Genomic DNA, 21,069 nt, shown 5'->3' with positions numbered 1-21,069 from the left:
GCTCTTCCATCCGCGCGCGCGGATCGGCAGCCTGGAGCAGCGGCCGGCCCTTGTCGCCCCGAGTGCGATGCCAGAGCACCGTGGGGCTGCTGTGCAGATAGACCAGCAGGCCGGTCGCGCGCAGATGCTCGCGATTGGTCTCGCGCAGCACGGCGCCGCCGCCCGTCGCCAGCACCATCGGCTCCTCGCTCGCGGCCAGATCGGCCAGCACCGACGACTCGCGATCCCGGAAGCCGGGCTCGCCTTCCAGCTCGAAGATCACCGGAATGCGCACGCCGCAGCGGATCTCGATTTCGTGATCGCTGTCGACGAACGGCCGGCCGAGGCGGCGTGCCACGAGCCGGCCGATGGTGGATTTGCCGGTGCCCGGCATGCCGATCAGTACGAGATGTCGCGCTTGCATAAGAACGAAAAGGGCGTGCATTGCACGCCCTTGCGATGTGTCGGCCGCCGCGCGGAGCGGCGGCCGGAATGGTCAGACCGGCGGCAAGACTAGGGCACGTAATTGAACTTCACCCGAATCTGGTAGTTGCCGGTATCGCGGGTGTAGCCCGAAGTGACGGTGCCGTCGAGCGAAGGCCGAAACAGGATACGCGCCGGAACGCTCGAACCCCTGGGCGACTTGACATTGATGGTCGCCCAGCCCTCGCCGGTACAGGCGTTGGCCACGCCACGCACCTTGAACACGCTGGAGGTGTTCACGATCGCCGGATCGACGACGCTCGCCGCCAGACCCGACGGGCCGGCAAGAATCGAGGTCTTGGGCGCATTCAGACCGTCGATCGCGACGCTGGGCGCGCGCAGCCCCAACGACGCCACCGTGCTGCCGAGCGTGACATCGGCCGCCACGTTCTTCGAGGTGCTGCTCACGCTGATCGTGGTGCCCGAGGCCATCGGATTGCCATAGCCGTCATCGAGCCAGCCGGTGACCAGGGTTTCGTCGATGGTGTTGCCGGTACAGGCGGCATCCTCGGCCAGCGACACGTAGAACGAGCCGTCGGAATCCTTGACGATGCGCTTGCCGTCCGGGATGAGGATGAAGGTCGGGTTCGAATAGCTGCTGAAGTAGACGATGCCCGAACGACGCAAATCCACACCGCCCTTGGTCCACACGCCGTCACCGGTCACATAGTTGCCGGTGCCCTGTGCCGCGATACCCACGTCGCTCGACGACTCGAAGGCGCCGCTCTTGTTGCTGTCGAGGAAGGCATCGGGCAGGTCGTTGGCATCGCTGCCGCTCGTCGTGAAGCCATCGCCCGAGTCGTAGATGTTGTTCTGGTTGTTGTCCTTGTAATCCTCGGAACCCTTGGCGTAGGCCAGCACCACCACGCGACCGTCGGAGGGCCGCCGTTCCTGCGTGACCAGCGTGCAGGAGCAGTTTCCGTTGACGGTGGTGCAGGAACCTGCACTGGATGTACAGATGGCACCGCCCGAGGCAATCATGCTGACGACCGTCCCATCCGGCACCGGATTGCTGAACCAGTCCGACAGGTGCGCCGTGACGACTGCGGTCTCGCCCGAGTATTCGCGGCCATCGATGTTTGCCTTGTCGATCGCGAGGTCGAAGTGGCTCTGGAACGGACGACCCGACGAGATCGTGAGCTTGCTCGATTCGGTCGCCAGCAACGTGGTGGTGCCCACCGGGTAGTAGGCCGTCGCCAGCACCTTCACTGACGTGGATGTGGTGCCCGAATTCACCTGAATCTGCACGGTGCCGTCGGTGCCGGTGCTCTTGAGATAGCGCACCTTGTTGGCCGACTGGCAGGGCGAGCTACTGTCGCCCTGCACCGCCGGGAGATGCTTGTTGCTGTCGTCGACGAAGTAGTAGCTGTCGATGTTGAGGCCGCCGGTATAGGCCGCCACATCGAAGCAGACCGGAACATTCGGCACCGGCTTGCCAGCCAGATCGACCAGCTTGAAGGTGAGCGTCGCGTACTGCTGGCGGCCGAAGGCACCGTTGTCCTGAATGATGATCGCAGCATCGGTCGGCGATACCGCCGTGAACATCAGGCTGCCGCTCGACGGACTCTTCACCGCCAGCGTGCCGCTCACGGTGGAGCTGCCGAGCGTCGCGGTGATGGTCGTGTTCTTGTCGCCACTCACCGCACAGCCCGCATCGGTGAAGGTGGCACTTGCCGTGCCGTCATTCTGCGAGACCACCGATGTCGTGATGCTGGCCGACGTGCCGCATCCCTGGGCAAAGGTGACTGTCGCGCCGCCCCGATAGACGCTGCCGCTCTGCAACACCTTGACCGTGGCCGTGGCAGTGCCATACGCACTCAACGTGGTCGGCGACAGAGTCATGGTCGGATCGAGCGTGAGTGACGTCGCCTCCACGCCATTGACCTGCACGCCAGCCGACGCGGTGTAGGTGCCAGCGGTCGTAGTGCTGTTGCCGGCCGTGACAGCCGAGGCAGTGATGAGCATCGCGCCCGAGGCATCGCCCGCCGCCGTGATCGCAATCTTGGCCTGGCCGTTGCTGTCGGTCAGTGTCGCGCCGGTCGACGGATCGAAGGTCACCAGCCCGGCGGTGCCGGCGGTGAAGGTGACCAGCTGATTGACCAGCGGCGTCTTGCCGGACAGGAAGGTCGCCACTGCATAGAGCGGCGTCGATCCGCTGACATTCGGCTGGGCTCCGCTCGCAAGCGCGGCGCCCGTGCTGTCGACAAAGCTGATGGACACGGTCGGCGCCACCGTCGTCGTGGTCGAACCCGACGTGGAACCGGAGCCGCTGCTCGTGGATGAGGTGGATGCACCCGCAGCGCCCCCGCCGCAGGCTGCCAACGAAAGCGAAGCCGCGATCACCAGACTTGCCGCAGCAAATCGCCTGATCGGAGCGGCAAGAAGAACTGTTTTATGAAGATTCATCGTGAATGACTCAGCGCGTCGCATTGGCCAACGAGTTGGAAATGATTCGGGGCGTCAGGAAGATCAGCAGCTCGCTCTTGGAGTTGACCTGCGACTTGTTCCGGAACAGCGCGCCGAGGAAGGGAATATCGCCGAGCAGCGGGATCTTGGTGATCGTGTTCTGCTCCTGCATGCGGTAGATGCCACCGATCACCACCGTGCCGCCGTTCTCGACCAGCACCTGGGTCTTGACGTTCTTGGTGTTGATCGCCGGCCCCGAACTGGTGTCGGTACCGCGGCTGTCCTTGTTGACGTTGACGCTGAGGATGACGCTGCCCTCGGGCGTGATCTGCGGCGTGACGCGCAGGCTGAGCACCGCCTTGCGGAACGACACGCTGGTCGCGCCGCTGCTGGTCGACTGCTGATAGGGGATTTCCTCGCCATCCTCGATCGTGGCTTCGACCTGGTTGGCGGTGATGACGCGCGGACTGGAGATGATCCGGCCCTTGCCATCGGATTCGAGCGCGCTGAGCTCGAGCGAGATGAACTTGGACAGCGCCGAATTGAACAGCGTGACGCCAAGAGCACCGGCCGAATAGCCGTTCAGCGCAGCTGCCGGCAGGCTCACGAAGTCGCTGCTGGCGATCGTGAAGTCGCCTGCGGTCACGCTCGTCGTGCTGTTGCTGCTCGACGACGAGTTGCCGCCGTTGATGTTGACGCTGCCGCCGGTCACGCTGCCGTAGAGGCCGGTGCCGTTGACCTTGGTCGGCACGCCCGACGTGCCGCTGAGCCGCGCGCCCAGGTTCTGCGAGAAGCCGTCGGTGGCTTCCACGATGCGCGCCTCGATCAGCACCTGACGGGTCGGGATGTCGATCTGGCGGATCAGCCGGCGCACCTCTTCAAGCCGCGACGGAATGTCCTGCACGAAGATCTGGTTGCTCAGCGCATCGGCCGCCGCGCTGCCGCGCTTGGACAGCAGCCGGGTCTGGGTGGCCGCCGCGGCACCGGTCAAGGGCGGCGCGATGATCTTCACCACATCGGCAGCCTTGTGATAGTTGAGCTGGAAGGTCTCGGTCCGCACCGCTTCCAGATCCGCCACCGCCTGCTTGGCTTCGAGTTCGAGCTTTTCCTTCGCGGCGAGCTCCTCGCGCGGCGCAACCCAGATCACGTTGCCGCTGCGCCGCAGGTCGAGCCCCTTGGCCTGCATCACGATGTCGAGCGCCTGATCCCAGGGCACGTCGCGCAGGCGCAGCGTCAGGTTCCCGTTGACGCTCTCGCTCGTGATGATGTTGATGTTGGTGAAATCGGCGATCACCTGGAGCACCGAGCGCACCTCGATGTTCTGGAAATTGAGCGACAGCTTGTCGCCCTGGTACTGCGGCCGCGACGTGGCCAGCGTGCCGCGCCGCGCATCCTCCAGCACCGGCTTCACCTCGATCACGAACTGCGTGTCGCTCTGGTAGGCGTTGTGCTCCCAGTTGCCCTTGGGCTCGATCACCATCCGCACGCTGTTGCCCTGCACCGTGGTGTTGACGAACTGCACCGGCGTGCCGAAGTCGGTCACGTCGAGGCGGCGGCGCAGTTCGGCCGGCATGGCGGTCTGCAGGAAGTCGACGATGATCTGCTGGCCCTGCTGGCGGATGTCGACCCCGGTCGACGTGTCGGCCAGATCGACCACCACCCTGCCCTCGCCGTCCCGACCACGCCGGAAATCGATGTTGCGGATCGAGTGGCGGCTGGCGGCCGTCGCCGGCTCGGCAAAGCGCACGGCGGCGGAGTTGCTCGCGCCACCGCCATCGAGCGTGACGACGATGGCATTGCCGTCGAGCGCGGTCGAATAGGGCACGCTGGCCTTGAGATTGAGCACGACGCGCGTGCGATCGCCCACCGTGACCAGGCTCACCGAGCGCAGATCGCCCTGGCTCACCTCGATGCTGTTCTTGCCGGTGCCGTTCACGACGCCCGGCAGGTCGAAGGCGATGCGTGCCGGATTGGCTACCGCGAAAGTGGCCGGCGGATTGCGCACCGGCGCACTCAGCTGCACCCGCAGCACGATCGACGATCCGCGCTGATTGGCGGCCACCGACTCGATCGCCGCCTCCTGCGCCCGCGCCGCGCCGCAGGCCATGACCAGCCCGATCAGGGCCATGAGCAGGGCGAATACCCGGCCCATGCGCCGCCCTGCCGACAGGGACGGATTGAACAAAGCTGCTGCCAAACTCATCGCTGGTTCTCCTGCAATTGCAGAGTGCTTATTCTTTCGACCCACTCGCCCGAGGCGTCCTGGACGATCTCCTTGATCGTCACTTCGGTCTCGGTGATGCGGGTGATGACCCCGAAATTCTGTCCGACGTAATTGCCCGTGTGCGCCTGGAAAATGCCGCCATCGGCGCGCAGCAGGGCCACGCGCACGGCGTCCTTCTGCAAGGTGCCGACCATCTTCAGCGTATCGAGCGGGAAGGCTTCGAGCGCCTCGCGCCGCCGGTCGAGATCGGGCTTGATGCCGGTGCTGGAGCGCGCTGCAAGCTTTTGCAACGCCGCCTCGATCTTCACCGGATTGAAGGGATCGTCGTCGTCGGCCTTGGCATAGACGAAGGGCTCGAACTTCTTCGGCGCCGGGATCGGCTGGACCTGCGGCCGCATGTCGCGACGAACCTCGGACATCCACGCCTTCAGCTCGTCCTGATCGGCGCCGACGCAACCGCCCAGTCCGAGCGCGAGCAGGCAGATCGATGCGAGTGCGCGCCTCATGACCGCGCCCCCTTCTTCTTGGTGGCGAGCGCCTCGCGGCGTGCCTGCTCGATCTCGTCGGCGTCGAGATAGCGGAAGGTCCGCGCCACGCCGTCGAAGGTGAGCTTGCCGGTCTGGTCGGTCTTCACCTCGATGTTCCCGAGCGTGACGATGCGCGGCAGGTTGGCGATGTCGGACACGAAGGCACCCATGTCGTGGAAACGGCCGCTGACGCGCACATTGATCGGCAGTTCGGCATAGAAGGCCTGACGCACCGAAGCGCCCGGCTTGAACAGCTCAAACTGCAAGCCGCGGCCAAGCCCGGCCTGGTTGATGTCGGACAGCAGCGCATCCATCTCGGCCTTGCTCGGCAGCTGCTTTTCAAGCGCGGTCACGTACTGCGCAACCTGCTCCTTCTGCTTGCGCAGCGCGTCGAGATTGATGGCCTGCTGAAGCTTGCCGCGATAGTCCTGCTTGAGCTTCTCCTCGTTGGCGCGCCCTGCGTCGAGGTCGGCGATGAGATCGCTCCAGTACAGGAAATAGCCGCCCACGAGCATCAGCACGAGGATGAGGAACAGCGCGGCGAGGCGCGGCGCGACCGGCCAGGTGCCGACATCGCGCATGTTCAGACCGACGAACTGGTCGCCGATACGCTTGAGATCTGGACTCTTCACCTGGGCCTCTTCAATTCGCGGCCGGTACGGCGGCCGGGCGCTTGCCCGGTGCCGGAGCGGGCTGATCCGCGGTCGGGCGCTTCAGCATCATGTCGAGCGAGAAGTCGAACAGCCGGGCGCCGCGCTTGGACTGCTGCTGCGACACCTTGATCTCGATGAGATTGGGCTTCTCGATGTAGGGCGAGTTGTTGGCCAGATTGCGCAGCAGCTCGGACACGCGCTCGTTCGACTGGGCCAGCCCGGTGAGCGTCACGCGCATGCCGTCCTGCTTGAAGGCACGCAGATAAATGCCTTCCGGCACCTGATTGACCAGCTCGGTGAACAGATAGACCGGGATGTTGCGATCGGTCTGGAGATTCTCGACCGCCTGCTGACGTTCGCGCAGCGCATCGATCTCCTGCTTGAGCGTGGCGACCTCGCCGATCTGCTTGTCGAGCGCCGCGTTCTCCTGCTTGATGAAGTCGTTGCGCGACTCCTGCGCCGCCACATAGCCGGAGATGATCGCGCCGACCAGCAGCACGATCGCCGCGCCGGCCCCGGCGAAAAGCCCGGCCAGCACATAGAAATCTCGCCGCCGCTGCGCGCGCTTGAGCTCGCGATGCGGCAGCAGGTTGATGGTGATGGCAGTCATCCCGTGAATCTCCGCATGGCGAGGCCGGCGCAAGTGAGCAGCGAGGGCGCGTCGGTGCGCAGCTCGCGGTCCTTGATGGTGTCGCCGAACTCCATGCCCTTGAAGGGATTGACGATGCTGGTGGGCGTCTGCGAGCGGTTGGCCACCACATCGGCCAGACCTTCGATGACCGCGCAGCCGCCGCCCAGCATGATGTGGTCGACCCGACCGTAAGGCGTGGACGTGAAGAAGAACTGGAGCGCGCGCGTCACCTCGATCGCCACGCTCTCGATGAAGGGCTGGAGGATGTCGCGCGCATAGTTTTCGGCGAGATCGAGCGTGCGCTTCTTGGCCTCGGCCTCGTCGAAGGTAAGGCCGTAGGCACGCGCGATGTCCTGCGTGAGCTGATTGCCGCCAAAGGCCTGCTCGCGCTCATAGATGCTCATGCCGTTGAGCAGCACGGTGATCGTCGTGGTGTTGGCACCCAGGTTGAACACCGCGACGATCAGGTTCTCGCCGCCGTTGGGCATCAGCTTGCGCACCCGCTCGACCACGCTGCGCGACGCATACGACTCGATGTCCATCACCACCGGCTTGAGGCCGGCGGCCTCGGCCGCCGCGACGCGGTCCTCGACCTTTTCCTTGCGCGACGCGGCGATCAGCACCTCGACATCGTCGGGCGAGCTGGCAGCCGGACCGAGCACCTGGAAATCGAGACTGACCTCGTCGAGCGCGAACGGGATGTACTGGCTCGCCTCGGACTCGACCTGCAATTCGAGCGCCTCGTCCGACTGGCCGGCCGGCAGAAAGATGCGCTTGGTGATGACCGCCGCGCTCGGCAGTGCCATGGCGACGTTCTTGATGCGGGTACCGCTCTTCTTCCACGCGCGGCGCACCGCCTCGGTGACGGCGTCCATGTTGTCGATGTTGCCGTCGACCACCGCGCCCTTGGGCAGCGGTTCGATCGCGTAACGGTCGAGGCGGACGGCGTTCTTGCCGGCTTCGGAAAGTTCGACCAGCTTGACGCTGGTGGTGCTGATATCGAGACCGATCAGCGGCGGATTCTTGGGCGACAAAAGCGACCCGAGGTCAAAGGCCACGAGCCCCCCTCCACGTCAGAAAACCAGTTGGAGCCCATTGCTGGCGCGCTCGACCCGGAGTCACAACCCCCGCCCTGGCGCCGGGGCCGCGTATGCAGTTCCGGGAAAAGTCATTGCGAATGACGCACTTAGAACGCATTGCGCATAAATTTCGTTCGATGCTAGCAACAAGGGAAAACAAAAGTAAAGGCATTAAGCAGGGCCTTCTGACCTCAGCCCGAGCTTTCGTCAGCCCGTTCCGGACCGCCCCATATAATCCCAGCTCGCATTGACGCTGCAATTGCGCAATGCCGATTCCAACGGCCTTCGCGGCCCCTCCCGGCAGCAGATCCTCACGTGACCCCAACCCCTTCTCCCGATGGCAGCGGCACGCCGAAACCCGGCCGCCGGCCATGGTGGGCGCGCGCACTCGCGTGGACCCTGGGCCTGACAGCCGCCGGCGCGCTCGTCGGTGCGCTCTGCCTGGCCCTGTCGCTTGCGCTTGCCTATCCGAAGATCCCATCGATCGAATCCCTGAGTGACTACCGGCCCAAGATGCCCCTGCGCATCTACACCGCCGACAACGTGCTCATCGGCGAATTCGGCGAGGAACGCCGCAGCGTGCTGCGCATCCAGGACTTCCCGCCGCAGATGAAGCAGGCCCTGCTCGCGGCCGAGGACGACCGCTTCTACGACCATCCCGGCATCGACATCACCGGCATTGCCCGCGCCTTCCTCAGCAACATCACCTCGGGTGGCACGCGCTTGCAAGGCGCTTCCACCATCACCCAACAGGTCGCGCGCAACTTCTTCCTCACGAACGAACGGCAATACACGCGCAAGGTTTACGAGGTGCTGCTGGCCTTCAAGATCGAGGCGTCGCTGTCGAAGGATCAGATCCTCGAGCTGTACATGAACCAGATCTATCTGGGACAGCGCTCGTTCGGCTTTGCCCAGGCGTCGCAGGCCTACTTCGGAAAGAACATAAGGGACATCACGGTGGCTGAAGCCGCGATGTTGGCGGGTATTCCGAAGGCTCCTTCGGCCTACAACCCGGTGGTCAATCTGCGACGTGCCACGGCGCGGCAAAAATATGTGCTCGATCGCATGCGGTCGCTGGGCTACATCAACGACCAGCAGCATGAGCAGGCACTGGCGCAGCGGCTCGACATCCATCCGAGCGCGGCGACTTACGCGGTGCATGGCGAGTACGTGGCCGAGATGGCACGTCAGGCCGCCTACGATCTGTGGAAGGACGATGCCTATGTGCGCGGCATCAATGTCTACACGACGATCACCTCCGCCGACCAGAACGCCGCCTATGCGGCAGTGCGCTCGGGCGTGCTCGACTACGACCGCCGCCACGGCTATCGCGGGCCCGAGGCCTTCGTCGATCTGCCCGACAAGATCACCGACGAATTCATCGACGACGTGATCGAGAAGCATCCCGATGCGGACGACCTGCTCACCGCCGTCGTGCTCGATGCCGCGCCCAAGCGGGTGCGCGTGGCCCGGCCCGGGCTGGAGCCGATCGACATCGGCGAGACCGGGCTCAAGTTCGTCGCCGCGTCGCTGTCCGACAAGGCCCAGCCCAATCGCCGTATTCGGCGCGGCGCGGTGGTGCGCGTGACGCGCGGCTCGAACGGCTGGGAAATCGTGCAGCAGCCCGAGATCGAATCGGCCTTCGTCGCGATGAACCCAATGGATGGCTCGGTGAAGGCGCTGGTGGGCGGCTTCGATTTCTGGCGCAACAAGTTCAATCACGTCACGCAGGCCTGGCGCCAGCCGGGGTCGGGCTTCAAGCCCTTCATCTACTCGGCGGCGCTGGAACGCGGCTTCAGTCCGGCCACGGTCATCAACGATGCGCCACTGGTGTTCGACGCCGGCCAGACCGGCAGCCAGCCCTGGGAGCCCAAGAATTACGACGGCACCTACGAAGGCCCGATGTCGATGCGCCGCGCGCTGACCAAATCCAAGAATCTGGTCTCAATCCGCATCCTCAAGACCATCGGACCGCGCTATGCGCAGGACTTCATCTCGCGCTTCGGCTTCGAGGCCGACAAGCACCCGCCCTATCTGACGATGGCGCTCGGTGCCGGCTCGGTCACGCCGTGGCAGATGGCCGGCGGCTACAGCGTGTTCGCCAACGGCGGCTTCCGCACCCGGCCGTTCGTGGTGGCGAAGATGACCGACGTGAACGGTCGCGTGCTGGCCGAGGCCAAGCCGCTGCTGGCCGGCGACGAGGCCAATCGCGTGCTCGACGAGCGCAACGCTTTCATCATGGACAGCATGCTGCGCGACGTGGTGCGCTACGGCACCGCCGCCAGCGCGATGAAGCTCAAGCGCACCGACCTGGCCGGCAAGACCGGCACCACCAACGACTCGGTCGATGCGTGGTTCAACGGCTATCAGCCGACGCTGGTGGGCATTACCTGGATCGGCTACGACCAGCCGCGCAGTCTGGGCGACCGCGAAACCGGCGGTGGCGCGGCGCTGCCGATCTGGATCGGCTTCATGGGCAAGGCGCTGGCCGGCGTGCCCAACATCGACCGGCCGGTGCCGGCCGGCGTGGTGAGCGCGAACGGCGAGTACTACTACGCCGAACGCCAGCCCGGCGAAGCCATCGGCACGCTGAGCGACGACGAGAACAAGGACGCCAACGCGGTCAAGAGCGAGCTGTTCTGACCGGGCTGCCGGTGCGGCGTCAGGCCTTGACGATCACCGGCGCGCCGGCCTGCTCGCTCGCGTACTTGGACAGCGCGGCGAAGAATTCGCCAGCACCCTTGGTGTCCATCCACGCGTTGCCGTCCCACTTGAAGTGAAAGCCGCCCGACTTGGCGGCGAGCCAGATTTCCTGCATCGGCTCCTGACTGTTGACGATGATCTTCGAGCCGTTGGCGAAGTCGATGGTCACGACATTGCCGGAGCGGGTGGCCTCGATGTCGAGATCGGTGGTGTCGCCCACCGTCGAAATCGCGTCCTCGATGGTGTTCAGGGTCTCGTCGGCGAGGGCCAGGAATTCGGAAGGGCTCATGCTAGATTCGTCGCTTTTGTTCGGGGGAGGACGGCCGTGCAGCGTGTTTCAGCCGCGTTCGGGCGGGAGTTGCACAGGCTGTGCCTGCAAGCCGGCCAGGTGTCCGGTGCCCGGTTGCGCATGCCGCTGGGCGCAGCGATTGTAGCCATCGCCCTCGGCGGCTGCGGCCTCAAGGGGCCGCTCACCCTGCCCGTCGAACCCAAGCCCCCCGCCTTCCCGCGCCCCGACGCCAGCGCCGCCGCGCGCACGCCGGCCGCCACGCCGGCCGCCACGCCGGCCGCCACGCCTGCCGATGGCAGCGCCGCCCCTTCTTCCGCACCCGCGCCCGCCGCCGACGCGCCGCGCACCGACAGCAAACGCCCATGAGCTTCTTCGAACAACGCAACGGCGTGCTGCACGCCGAAGGCGTCGCATTGCCCGCGATCGCCGAACGCTTCGGCACGCCCGCCTATGTGTACTCGCGCGCCGCCATCGTCGGCGCCTTCCGCGGCTATGTGGATGCGCTGGCCGGGCGCAAGTCGCTGGTCTGCTATGCGATGAAGGCGAACAGCAATCTCGCCGTGCTCGACCTGCTGGCGCGCGAGGGCGCCGGCTTCGACATCGTTTCGGGCGGCGAGCTGGCGCGCGTGATCGCGGCCGGCGGCGATCCGCGCAAGGTGGTGTTCTCGGGCGTGGGCAAGAGCGAAGCCGAGATCGAGGCGGCGCTGACCGCCGGCATCCTTTGCTTCAACCTGGAGTCGGTGCCCGAGCTGGAGCGCATCGACGCGGTCGCCGCGCGGCTCGGCAAGCGCGCGCCCATCTCGATCCGCGTGAATCCCGACGTCGACGCGAAGACCCATCCCTACATTTCCACCGGGCTCAAGGACAACAAGTTCGGCGTGGCCTACGAGCACACGCTCGACCTGTACCGCGACGCCGCGCGCCGGCCGCACATCGAGGTGGTCGGCATCGACTGCCACATCGGCTCGCAGATCACCGAAGTGGCGCCCTATGTGGACGCGGCCGAACGCATCCTGGCGCTGGTCGACACGCTGGAGCGCGAGGGCATCGTGCTGCACCACATCGACTTCGGCGGCGGCCTCGGCATCACCTATGACGACGAGACCCCGCCCGCGACCGGCGAGCTGATCCGCGCGCTGGTCGAGCGGGTCGAGGCGCACGGCCACGGCGGCAAGACGCTGATGTTCGAGCCGGGCCGCAGCATCGTCGGCAACGCGGGCCTGCTGCTCACCAGGGTCGAGTTCATCAAGCGTGGCGAGACGCGCAACTTCGCCATCGTCGACGCGGCGATGAACGACCTCGCGCGGCCGGCCATGTACGAGGCCTGGCATGGCGTGGAGCCGGTCGAGCCGCGCGCGGAGCAGCCCGAGCTGGTCGACATCGTCGGGCCGGTCTGCGAGTCGGGCGACTGGCTGGCACGCGAACGCAAGCTGGCGCTCGCGCCCGGCGATCTGCTGGCAATCCGCAGCGCCGGCGCCTACGGCATGAGCATGGCCAGCAACTACAACTCGCGCGGCCGCGCCGCCGAGCTGCTGGTGGATGGCGACGCGGTGCATCTGGTGCGCCGTCGCGAAACGCCGGCCGACCTGTTCGCGCTCGAAGCGCGGCTGCCGGATTGAGATCGCTCCGGTCGCCGGCCGCGCGCGGTGCGGCGGCCAGGGCGCGGCGATGAGCGCTGCGCCCGCCTACGCAGCGCAGGCCCGGCGCGGCATCGCCGCAGCCTTCGCGGCCACGTTTCTGGAGCTGGACGCCTGGTTCATGCTCCTGCCGCTGCTCACGCTGACGCTGGCCGCGCGCGGCGTCGGCGCCGGCGTCATCGGGCTGTTCAATGCGTCGATGTGGGCCGGCATCCTGGTGTCGTCGGTATTCGCTGGGCGGCTGTCGCAGCGCATCGGTGCGCGCGGCAGCTTCTGGCTGTCGGGCCTGCTGCCGCTGGTGGCGCTGGCGGGCTTCTTCGGCAGCGATTCGCTCTGGGTCTGGTTTCCGCTCTATCTGCTCGCGGGCTTCGGCAGCGGATTGCGCTGGATCGTGTCGGAAGCGCTGGTCGCCGAACTGGCGCCGCCCGAGCGGCGCGGCCGCATCGTCGGGCTGTATCAGACGATGGTCGGGACCACGTTCATCATCGGGCCGGCGTTGCTGGGCGTGTTCGGCACCGAGGGACGGCTGCCGCTCGCGGTGATCGGCGGCCTGCTGGTCGCGGCGCTGATCTGCGCCTGCGCGCTGCCGGCGCGGCTTGGCGCCAGCGCTGCCAGCTCACCGGCCGCGCGCGCCGATGCCGATGCCGACCGCGCCGGCCGGCCCGACCGCAGCAGCTTGTTCACCCGGCTGCGTGCCGCACCGGCGCTCGCGCTGGCCGGCTTCGTGGCCGGCGTGTTCGAGGCCGGCACGCCGGGCCTGATGCCGCTGGTCGGCCTGCAATGGCACTGGACGCCAGCCGCCGCCGCGCTGCTGGTGTCGATCAACGGCCTCGGCGGCACGCTGATGATGTGGCCGATCGGCGAGCTGGCCGACCGCATCGACCATCGCAAGGTGAGCCGCATTGCGGTCGCGGCGCTGCTGGCCGGCGCGCTCGCCCTGCCCTTTGCCGGCGATTGCGCGCCGCTGGCCTGGACGATGGTGTTCTGCTGGGGCGCGGCCGGCGGCACGCTCTACACGCTCAATCTGCTGCGCGCGGCCAGTTCGCTCGGCGGCAGCGCGCTGGTGGATGGTGCGGCGCTGCTGGTGGGCGCCTACACGGTCGGCGGCATGACGGCGCCGGCGCTCGGCGGTGCGGTGTTCGGGCAGTTCGGCGTCAACGGATTGGCGGCGCTGCTGGCGCTCATCGCGCTGGGCGCCGGGCTGCCGGTGCTGCGCGCCGTCGCTCAGGCGCCCGGCCGGCGCACCTGAATCCAGTCGGCTGGCGCGGTCGGCCGCACCGGGCGCCGCCGCTTCCACACGATGCGCGCCGCCGCCAGCGCCAGCATCACCAGCACGAAGACGACCGGCTGCGCGAGGTCGTGCTTGCCGGCCTTCATCCACCAGAAGTGCGTGACGGCAAGCGCCGCCGCCACATAAACCAGCCGATGCAGCCACTGCCAGCGCTTGCCGCCCAGCCAGCGCACCGCCGCGTTGAAGCTGGTCAGCGCCAGCGGAACCAGCAGCACGAAGGCCGCAAAGCCCAGCGTGATGAACGGCCGCTTGAACACATCGCGCGCCATCGCTCGCGGGTCGAAGAAATGGTCGAACCAGACCCAGCACAGCGCATGCAGCACCGCATAGAAAAACACGAACAGCCCGAGCGGCCGGCGCAGCCGGATCAGCCAGGGCTGGCCCAGCCATTGCCGCAGCGGCGTGACCGCAAGCGTGAGTGCCAGCAGCACCAGCGCGCTGAAACCGGTGCTGCGCGTGAGGGTTTCGAGCGGATTGGCGCCGAGGTCGCGGCCCACGGCCAGCAGCAGCGCGCCGCCCGGCAGCTCGGCCAGCGCATAGCCGAACAGCCCGATCACCAGCCGCGCCGCCGGCAGCAGCGCCAGCAGCCAGACCGCCGTCTTGATGAGCGTCAGATGGCGCAGCGCAAAGCCGGCCCCGGCCGGGCGCGGCGGAAACGGATGGACGCTCATCAGTAGAACTTGCGCAGGTCCATGCCCGCGTAAAGCCCGGCGACCTGGTCGTAGCCGTTGAACATCAGCGTCTTGCGCTTGGGCGCGAAGAAGCCGTCCTCGGGCAACCGGCGCTCGGTGGCCTGACTCCAGCGCGGATGGTCGACCGTCGGATTCACGTTGGAATAGAAGCCGTACTCGTTGGGCGCGATGCGGTTCCAGCTGGTCTTGGGCTCGGTCTCGGTGAAGCGGATGCGCACCACCGACTTGGCGCTCTTGAAGCCGTATTTCCACGGCACGGCGATGCGCAGCGGCGCGCCGTTCTGGTTGGGCAGCACCTCGCCGTACATGCCCAGCACCGCCATCGCCAGCGGATGCATCGCCTCGTCGAGGCGCAGGCCCTCGGTATAGGGCCAGTCGATCACGCGCGAGCCGAGATAGGGCTGGGTGTCGCGCTGCTCGACGCTGGTGAATTCCACGTACTTGGCATTGCCGGTCGGCTCGGCGCGCTTGAGCAACTCGCTCAGCGAATAGCCGACCCAGGGGATGACCATGCTCCAGCCTTCCACGCAGCGCAGCCGGTAGATGCGCTCTTCGAGCGGCGCGAGCGTGCGCAACGCGTCGAGATCGAGCTTGAACGGCTTGCGGCATTCGCCCTCGATGCTGAGCGTCCACGGCGATGCGCGGAACTTGCCGGCGTTGCGCGCCGGGTCGGCCTTGTCGGTGCCGAACTCGTAGAAGTTGTTGTAGCTGCTCGCGTCCTTGTACGGCGTTGGCTTGTCGAGCACCGACAGCGGCGACGGCTGGCCGACCAGCTTGGCAAGGCCGCCGCCGGCGGGCGTGGCAGCGACCGCCTCGCCGAGCATGCTGCGGCCGGCCCAGGCCGCGAGCCCGGTGCCGGCCAGACCGCGCAGCAGCGTGCGCCGGCCTTCATAGACCTCGCGCGGGGTGATGCCCGACGCGGGCAGATCCTCGCCCCGCAGGGCGCGCTTGATGCTGGACATGGCGATGACTCCTCGAAGACCTGCGAGCCTGGATGCTCGATGCGGCTTCGTCGTTCGGCGCCGGCGAAACCTTACGTTTCGCGCGTCGGCTCAGAGCTGGCCGTAGGAATGCAGCCCGCTCAGGAACATGTTCACGCCGAGGAAGGCAAAGCCGGTGATGAGCAGCCCGATCAGCGCCCACCAGGCTGCGACCGTGCCGCGCAGCCCCTTCATCAGCCGCAGATGCAACCAAGCCGCGTAGTTGAGCCAGACGATCAGCGCCCAGGTTTCCTTCGGGTCCCACTGCCAGTAGGCGCCCCAGGCATCGGCGGCCCACAGCGCGCCCAGGATGGTGGCGATGGTGAAGAAGGCAAAGCCGACCGCGATGGCCTTGTACATGATGTCGTCGAGCACCTCGAAGCTCGGCAGCGCCGCCGCGATCCGCTTGCGGAAGCCCACCAGCGCCGCCGACGCCGCCACGCCGACCACCACATAGCCGACCCAGCCGCCGCCCTGCACCGCGTTCTTGATGCGGAACACCAGCGGCTCCATGCCGAGCAGCACGCCGAACAGGAACAGCGGCACCAGCCGCGCCGGCGCCGACGTGGTCGCGCTCTGCTTGATGAGATAGGCATAGGCCACCATCGCCGCAAGCGAGAAGGTGCCGTAGCCGATGAAGTTGGCCGGCACATGAATCTTCATCCACCAGCTTTGCAGCGCCGGCACCAGCGGCTGGATTTCATGCGCGCCACGGTCGAACGAGTACCAGAGCAGAAAGCCGACCGCCGAGCTGATGACCAGCAGCACAAAGCCACCGAGCGCCCGTCCGCCGCTGTTGTCGACCAGATAGCGGCGCTCGTAGTGCAGGTAGAACAGCGCCGTGATGAGCGAGAACAGCACGAAGACTTCGTACAGGTTGGACACCGGGATGTGGCCGATGCCCTCGCCCATCTGGTGGCTCTCGTACCAGCGCAGCATCAGGCCGGTGAAGCCGAGCAGCGTCGCCGCCCAGGTGAACCAGCTGCCCATGCGCTGCACGAAGTCGCTGCGTGCGGCGATGCCGATCCAGTAGGTGACGGTGGCCAGAAAGAACAGCGCGCACATCCACAAAATGGCGCTCTGGCTGGCGAGGAAGAACTTGAGCACGAAGGCCGTGTCGGCGCGCGACAGGTCGCCGCCGCCAAAGCCGCCGTAGGCCGCGATGCCGGCGTAACTCAGCAGCGCCAGCCCGGCGACAAACAGCCGCAGCGGCCGGAAGCCCCAGCCGGTCACCGTCACCGCAATGGCGGCGCCGACCAGGATGACCTTCTCGTAGTAGTCCATCGCCGCGCCAAAGCGCACGAAGGCGAACACCGTCGCCGCGACGATGGCGGCGGCGAACAGCCAGTCGGTGAGGTCGCGGCGCGCGAGGTAGGACGGCTCGGAAAAGTCGTCGATGCGCACCGGCGTGGCCGGCGGATGCGGGGAAATGCTGCTCATGTCGTCTCCAAGCCCGCCGGCGCAGTGCGCCGCGGAAAAAACATTTGCCGCGTCAGGCAGGACGCTGCCCGTCGGCGGCGGAATCTGCACTCGCGCGCGGCTCGACCGCGACGCCGGTGGCACTGGCGAGCTGGCCGCTCAGCGTGGCGAACTCGCGCTCGAAATCGAGCGTGCGGCGCTGCGCCGACATCGCCATCAGCAGCCGGCCGCCACCCGCCGCGCCGGGCGAAATCCAGCACCAGACGCGGCGCTCGCGAATGTAGAACATCGAGAAGATGCCCAAAACGAGGAGCAGGCAGCCGGCGTAGACGATGTTCTTGCCGGGCGCCCGCGTGACCTGAAACACGCTGGCCTGGCGCTGCTCGAAGCTGTTGAGCATCAGCAGCACCGGCGCGTTGTAGAAGGCCGCGTCGCTCACCGCGCGCACCGCCGCCGACAGCCATTCGCCGTGCTCGCGGTCGGTGGCGACCGGCGCCAGCTTGTCGCGCTCGCGCGCCAGCTGCCACAGGTCCCACATGCCGCCATCGAGGATCTTGATGAACACGCCGGCCGCCTTCTCGCGCTCGGCCTCCGGCACGTTACGTTGAATGAAGTCTGCAACCGACTGAAAGCCCTGCTTCGAGAAGGCCTCCAGCGCGCGCTCGGCCGAGGCTTGCAGCGGCGCGCGCAGCTGCTCGTCGCCGGCGCCGGCCTGACTGAAGGAGCGCGTGGCAAAGCGGCGCGCGGCCTCGCGGCGCAGATCGGCGTCTTGAATTGCCGCGCGCAGGCGCATGAATTCGGCCACGCTCATGTCGTCGTCGGCCGGGATGCGCAGATAGCGGAACGGGTCGCTCGGGTTCTCGCGCATGCCGGCCAGAAACCAGCGCCGGCCTTCCAGCTCGATCGGCAGCATGTAGTTGCTGAACTCGCGCGCCTGGCCGCTCTTGTCGCGCAGCTTGTACTGCACGCTCGGGCCGACGTTGTGCAGATCCTTGTTCTTGCTGCCGCGCGTGGTCGACGACACGACCGATGCCACGTGATCCTGAAAGCGCTGCTCGGTCGCGGCGGCGTCGTCCTCGCCGCCATTGGCCAGGTTTTCCACGTTGATGGCGCGGAAGCCGCTGAACTCGACCTGATAGGCATCGCCGCCGGCCGCGTCGCCCCGGCCGAGCCGCGCGCTCTGGCCGATCTCGCCGGCAAAGTCGAAGGTGTAGGCGCGCGCGCCGCGCATCGGCCAGCCGGTGAGCTTGAGCCGCGAGCCGCCGTCCTCGAAGCTGCTCTGGTAGATCGCGATGCCGCGATGGATCAGCGGCTCGTTGACCTTGATCTCGGCTTCCTGCTGCTTGCCGCTGTCCTTGTCGGTGACGACGACCTCGCTCTTGAATTCGCGCGGCATGCCCGTCGGGTAGTAGGCGACGCTGAACTTCTTGAGCGCGATCGAGAACGGCAGGTCCTGCAGAAACAGCGCATCGCGATAAGGCACGACGGCCACATCGCTCGCCTCGCCTTCGGGGATGAGCACATCGCCGCGAAAGCTCGGATTGGCCGGGCCGAAGCGCGCGCTGGCCGGCACCGAATCGACCGTGGTCGCGGCCTGGATCGGCGCCTTGCCGGCAAACAGCATCTGCATGCGGATCGGCAGATTGGTGTCGAGCAGATAGCCGACCGCCATCACCACGATGGCCGAATGCGCGGCGATGTAGCCGAGCCGGTTGGCGCTGCCGGCCTTGGCCGCAATGAGGAAGGTCTGGGCCTCGGCGGCGCCGGCAGCGCTGTCCGGCCCGACCGGCGGCTGGCCTTCGCGCACCACGGCCTTGAAGCCGCGCGCGCGCAGCAGCGCCACGGCGCGGCGCGTGATCTCGGCTGGCGCCTCGGCGCCCGCGCCCTCGATGTGATGGTGGATGGCGCGCAGCGAGCCTTCGCGCACCCGGTCGCGCATGTCGCGCATCTCGCGCACGAAGCGCGGCGCATTGCGCACGATGCACAGCGTGGTCGACGTGACCAGAAAGGTCAGCAGCACATAGAACCAGCCGGTCGTGTAGAGCGCGGTCAGCCCCACGGCCTTGAACAGCTCGGCCCAGAACGGCCCGAACTGGTTGAGGTAGTTGATCGGCGGCTGGTTCTGCTGGATGACGGTGCCGATCACCGACGCGATCGCGATGATGCTCAGCACCGAGATGGCAAAGCGCATCGAGCTGATGAGCTCGACGCTGTCGCGCACAAAGGCGCTGCGGCTGCGTACTTGCAGGCCCGTGGTGCCCGGGCTCGCCGGTTCGACGCTGCCGTTCATTTCACTCATCCATCAAATGCAAAGGCAGGCAGCGGAGAAGTCCGGCTGCCTGCCCGATATTGCTCGCCCCGCACTATCGCCGAGGCTTCGACCCTGACGGGCGCAGCGCGTTCAGCGCAGGCCGGCAGCGAAGTCGGCGACCGCCTTGATCTCCACATCCGACAGGCGGCTGGCGACGTTGGTCATGATCGCGTTGTTGTTGCGCAGACCCTGGCGGAAGTTGACCAGTTGCAGCTCGGTGTACTCGGCCCACTGGCCGCCCAGACGCGGATATTGCGCCGGGATGCCATCGCCCTTGGGGCCGTGGCAGGCCGCGCAGGCCGGCACGTTCTTGGCCGGAATGCCGGCGCGCCAGATCTTCTTGCCAAGCGCGGCCGAATCCTTGTTCGCGGCGACCGACGGCACCAGCTTCTGGCTGGAGAAATAGGCCGCCACGTCCAGCATCTGCTGCTCGCTCAGCGTCGAGGCGAAGCCCAGCATCTGCGCGTTCTCGCGCTCGGGCTTGGCGCCGTCCTTGGGGCGGAAGTTGTGCAGCTGCTTCACGATGTAATCGGGATGCTGGCTGGCGAGCTTGGGGAAGGTCGGGCCATTGGCATTGCCATCCAGGCCGTGGCAGGCGGAGCAGACGGCGGCGGTGGCAGCGCCACGGGTGGCATCGGGCTTTTCGAGCGGGGCGGCCTGCTGGGCCTGGGCGCCGACCGCAAACAGGATCGACGCGGCGACAAGTGACTTTTGCAAGAACGCGAGCTTTTGCAAGGTCGGCTTCGACGACTTCATGGGTTCCTCGATGGAAGAAGGTGCTGTGCGGTCCGCGAGAGCGGTTCTTTTGGTGAAGACTGCGCAGCCGCCCCGGCCTCGGGCCGATGCGGCGGGCAAGGCGCAGGCTGCGCCGCAAGCCCTGCCCGATGGCGTGACGCGCACCACATCGCACGTCGAAGCACATGGTTTCAGGAAGCGACACCTGCATGCAAACGAGAGCTTGACATGCCGCCGGCCGAGCCAAAAAAACTCCTTATTATAGCGTCCGCCCGAAGGCAAGCGCCTTCGAAGCACGGGTGTTGCGCCCGTCCCCTCGCGCAGCCTTCAGTACCGCGCGCAGGTCAACTCTGTGCGCCCGCCTCATGAGTCTGCTTCACCGCGCCCGCTTCATCGACACCGTCGCCCGGCTGGATCACCTCGCGCGCCCCGGTCTCGACGACGGTCTGCCCGAAGTGGCCTTCGTCGGCCGGTCCAATGCCGGCAAGTCCACCGCCATCAACCTGCTGTGCAACCAGAAGCGCCTGGCCTTCGCGAGCAAGACGCCGGGCCGCACCCAGCATCTCAACTTCTTCGAGATCGCCGATCGCGAGCAGCGCCACGGCCTGCTCGTCGACCTGCCCGGCTATGGCTATGCCGAGGCCGGCCATCAGCGCCAGGCCGAGTGGGACCAGTTCCTCGGCCGCTATCTGTCCGAGCGCCCCGAGCTGCGCGGCCTGATCCTGATGATGGATGCGCGCCGTCCGCTCACCGACCTCGACATCGCGCTGCTCGACTTCGTGCGCCCGCGCCTGCTGCCGGTGCATGTGCTGCTGACCAAGGCCGACAAGCTCACGCGCAACGACCAGAACCAGGTGCTGATGCGCACCCGCAACGCGATGCCCGGTCACACGGTGCAGCTGTTTTCCGCGCTCAAGCGCATGGGCATCGAGGAAGCCGACGCCAAGGTGCTGAGCTGGTTCCCGCCCGAAGACGCGCGTCCGCTGCGTCCGCCGGCGCCGGAATACTGATCCGCGACGCCGGCAGCGCC

At 67.0% G+C, this 21,069-nt stretch carries 19 protein-coding genes; 6 read left to right on the top strand and 13 right to left on the bottom strand.

The annotated features are described in order from the left end of the window. Both B9P64_RS23030 and B9P64_RS23025 read right to left on the bottom strand, forming a co-directional pair. Positions 1–403: shikimate kinase (locus B9P64_RS23030; RefSeq protein ID WP_085318409.1), on the bottom strand; the 403-nt coding region annotated here is incomplete at its 3' end. Positions 404–492: 89 nt separating this feature from the next. Beyond that, entirely contained in the window at positions 493–2,682 is a 2,190-nt protein-coding gene (locus tag B9P64_RS23025; protein ID WP_139826491.1) for a hypothetical protein, read from the bottom strand. Between B9P64_RS23025 and B9P64_RS24780 the strand changes: the two genes are divergently transcribed. Next, positions 2,675–2,860, top strand: a complete 186-nt coding sequence (locus B9P64_RS24780) for a hypothetical protein (protein WP_139826490.1) — start codon at positions 2,675–2,677, stop codon at positions 2,858–2,860. The genes B9P64_RS23025 and B9P64_RS24780 overlap by 8 nt on opposite strands. 18 nt (positions 2,861–2,878) lie before the next feature. On the opposite strand, the gene pilQ is transcribed toward B9P64_RS24780, so the two are convergent. The 5 genes from pilQ to B9P64_RS23000 all read right to left on the bottom strand — a co-directional run bounded on the left by pilQ (position 2,879) and on the right by B9P64_RS23000 (position 7,961). After that, positions 2,879–5,020 carry a type IV pilus secretin PilQ gene (pilQ, locus tag B9P64_RS23020; protein ID WP_085318407.1) on the bottom strand — a complete coding sequence of 714 codons (2,142 nt, stop codon included), beginning with the start codon at positions 5,018–5,020 and terminating at the stop codon, positions 2,879–2,881. Between the two features lie 47 nt (positions 5,021–5,067). After that, a complete protein-coding gene (locus B9P64_RS23015) occupies positions 5,068–5,598 on the bottom strand; it encodes a pilus assembly protein PilP (RefSeq protein WP_085318406.1) in 531 nt (176 codons plus the stop codon). After that, on the bottom strand, positions 5,595–6,200 hold the full coding sequence (locus tag B9P64_RS23010) for a type IV pilus inner membrane component PilO (RefSeq protein WP_139826492.1): 606 nt from the start codon (positions 6,198–6,200) through the stop codon (positions 5,595–5,597). The genes B9P64_RS23015 and B9P64_RS23010 overlap by 4 nt, the downstream gene beginning before the upstream one ends. Before the next feature lie 61 nt (positions 6,201–6,261). Next, positions 6,262–6,882 (bottom strand): PilN domain-containing protein, encoded by a 621-nt coding sequence (locus tag B9P64_RS23005; protein ID WP_085318404.1) that lies wholly within the window; start codon positions 6,880–6,882, stop codon positions 6,262–6,264. Further along, a complete protein-coding gene (locus B9P64_RS23000) occupies positions 6,879–7,961 on the bottom strand; it encodes a pilus assembly protein PilM (RefSeq protein WP_085318403.1) in 1,083 nt (360 codons plus the stop codon). Before B9P64_RS23000 ends, B9P64_RS23005 begins: the two co-directional genes overlap by 4 nt. Positions 7,962–8,495: 534 nt before the next feature. Between B9P64_RS23000 and B9P64_RS22995 the strand changes: the two genes are divergently transcribed. After that, the gene (locus B9P64_RS22995) at positions 8,496–10,625 is read left to right on the top strand and encodes a penicillin-binding protein 1A (RefSeq protein ID WP_139826489.1); all 2,130 of its coding nucleotides are present in this window, start codon (positions 8,496–8,498) and stop codon (positions 10,623–10,625) included. 19 nt (positions 10,626–10,644) lie between these two features. Here B9P64_RS22995 and cyaY read toward each other — a convergent pair whose 3' ends face one another. Beyond that, positions 10,645–10,974: an iron donor protein CyaY gene (gene cyaY, locus B9P64_RS22990; protein ID WP_085318401.1), complete on the bottom strand. Its 330-nt coding sequence runs from the start codon at positions 10,972–10,974 to the stop codon at positions 10,645–10,647. Between the two features lie 120 nt (positions 10,975–11,094). Between cyaY and B9P64_RS25920 the strand changes: the two genes are divergently transcribed. From B9P64_RS25920 to B9P64_RS22975, 3 genes are read left to right on the top strand one after another with little or no spacing between them, the layout of a single operon-like run. Beyond that, positions 11,095–11,340 carry a lipoprotein gene (locus B9P64_RS25920; protein ID WP_176256942.1) on the top strand — a complete coding sequence of 82 codons (246 nt, stop codon included), beginning with the start codon at positions 11,095–11,097 and terminating at the stop codon, positions 11,338–11,340. Beyond that, positions 11,337–12,593 carry a diaminopimelate decarboxylase gene (lysA, locus tag B9P64_RS22980; RefSeq protein WP_085318400.1) on the top strand — a complete coding sequence of 419 codons (1,257 nt, stop codon included), beginning with the start codon at positions 11,337–11,339 and terminating at the stop codon, positions 12,591–12,593. The genes B9P64_RS25920 and lysA overlap by 4 nt, the downstream gene beginning before the upstream one ends. 49 nt (positions 12,594–12,642) lie before the next feature. After that, positions 12,643–13,860: an MFS transporter gene (locus B9P64_RS22975; protein WP_176256941.1), complete on the top strand. Its 1,218-nt coding sequence runs from the start codon at positions 12,643–12,645 to the stop codon at positions 13,858–13,860. Here B9P64_RS22975 and B9P64_RS22970 read toward each other — a convergent pair. The 5 genes from B9P64_RS22970 to B9P64_RS22950 all read right to left on the bottom strand — a co-directional run bounded on the left by B9P64_RS22970 (position 13,836) and on the right by B9P64_RS22950 (position 20,060). Then, a complete protein-coding gene (locus B9P64_RS22970; RefSeq protein WP_085318398.1) occupies positions 13,836–14,573 on the bottom strand; it encodes a protein-methionine-sulfoxide reductase heme-binding subunit MsrQ in 738 nt (245 codons plus the stop codon). The genes B9P64_RS22975 and B9P64_RS22970 overlap by 25 nt on opposite strands. Beyond that, positions 14,573–15,556, bottom strand: a complete 984-nt coding sequence (gene msrP, locus B9P64_RS22965) for a protein-methionine-sulfoxide reductase catalytic subunit MsrP (RefSeq protein WP_085318397.1) — start codon at positions 15,554–15,556, stop codon at positions 14,573–14,575. The genes B9P64_RS22970 and msrP overlap by 1 nt, the downstream gene beginning before the upstream one ends. 90 nt (positions 15,557–15,646) lie before the next feature. After that, on the bottom strand, positions 15,647–17,014 hold the full coding sequence (gene ccsB / locus B9P64_RS22960) for a c-type cytochrome biogenesis protein CcsB (RefSeq protein ID WP_085318396.1): 1,368 nt from the start codon (positions 17,012–17,014) through the stop codon (positions 15,647–15,649). 52 nt (positions 17,015–17,066) lie between these two features. Further along, positions 17,067–19,283: a cytochrome c biogenesis protein ResB gene (locus B9P64_RS22955; protein ID WP_085318395.1), complete on the bottom strand. Its 2,217-nt coding sequence runs from the start codon at positions 19,281–19,283 to the stop codon at positions 17,067–17,069. Positions 19,284–19,394: 111 nt separating this feature from the next. Beyond that, positions 19,395–20,060 (bottom strand): c-type cytochrome, encoded by a 666-nt coding sequence (locus tag B9P64_RS22950; protein WP_085318394.1) that lies wholly within the window; start codon positions 20,058–20,060, stop codon positions 19,395–19,397. 344 nt (positions 20,061–20,404) lie between these two features. Here B9P64_RS22950 and yihA point away from each other — a divergent pair, with 344 nt between their 5' ends. Beyond that, entirely contained in the window at positions 20,405–21,049 is a 645-nt protein-coding gene (gene yihA, locus B9P64_RS22945; RefSeq protein WP_085318393.1) for a ribosome biogenesis GTP-binding protein YihA/YsxC, read from the top strand. Positions 21,050–21,069: the final 20 nt, after the last annotated feature.

Source organism: Derxia lacustris (assembly GCF_002105195.1).
GTDB classification, from domain to species: Bacteria; Pseudomonadota; Gammaproteobacteria; order Burkholderiales; family Burkholderiaceae_E; genus Derxia; species Derxia lacustris.
Note: the sequence above shows the minus strand (reverse complement) of the source record. Positions and strands in the feature narration are given on the sequence as shown.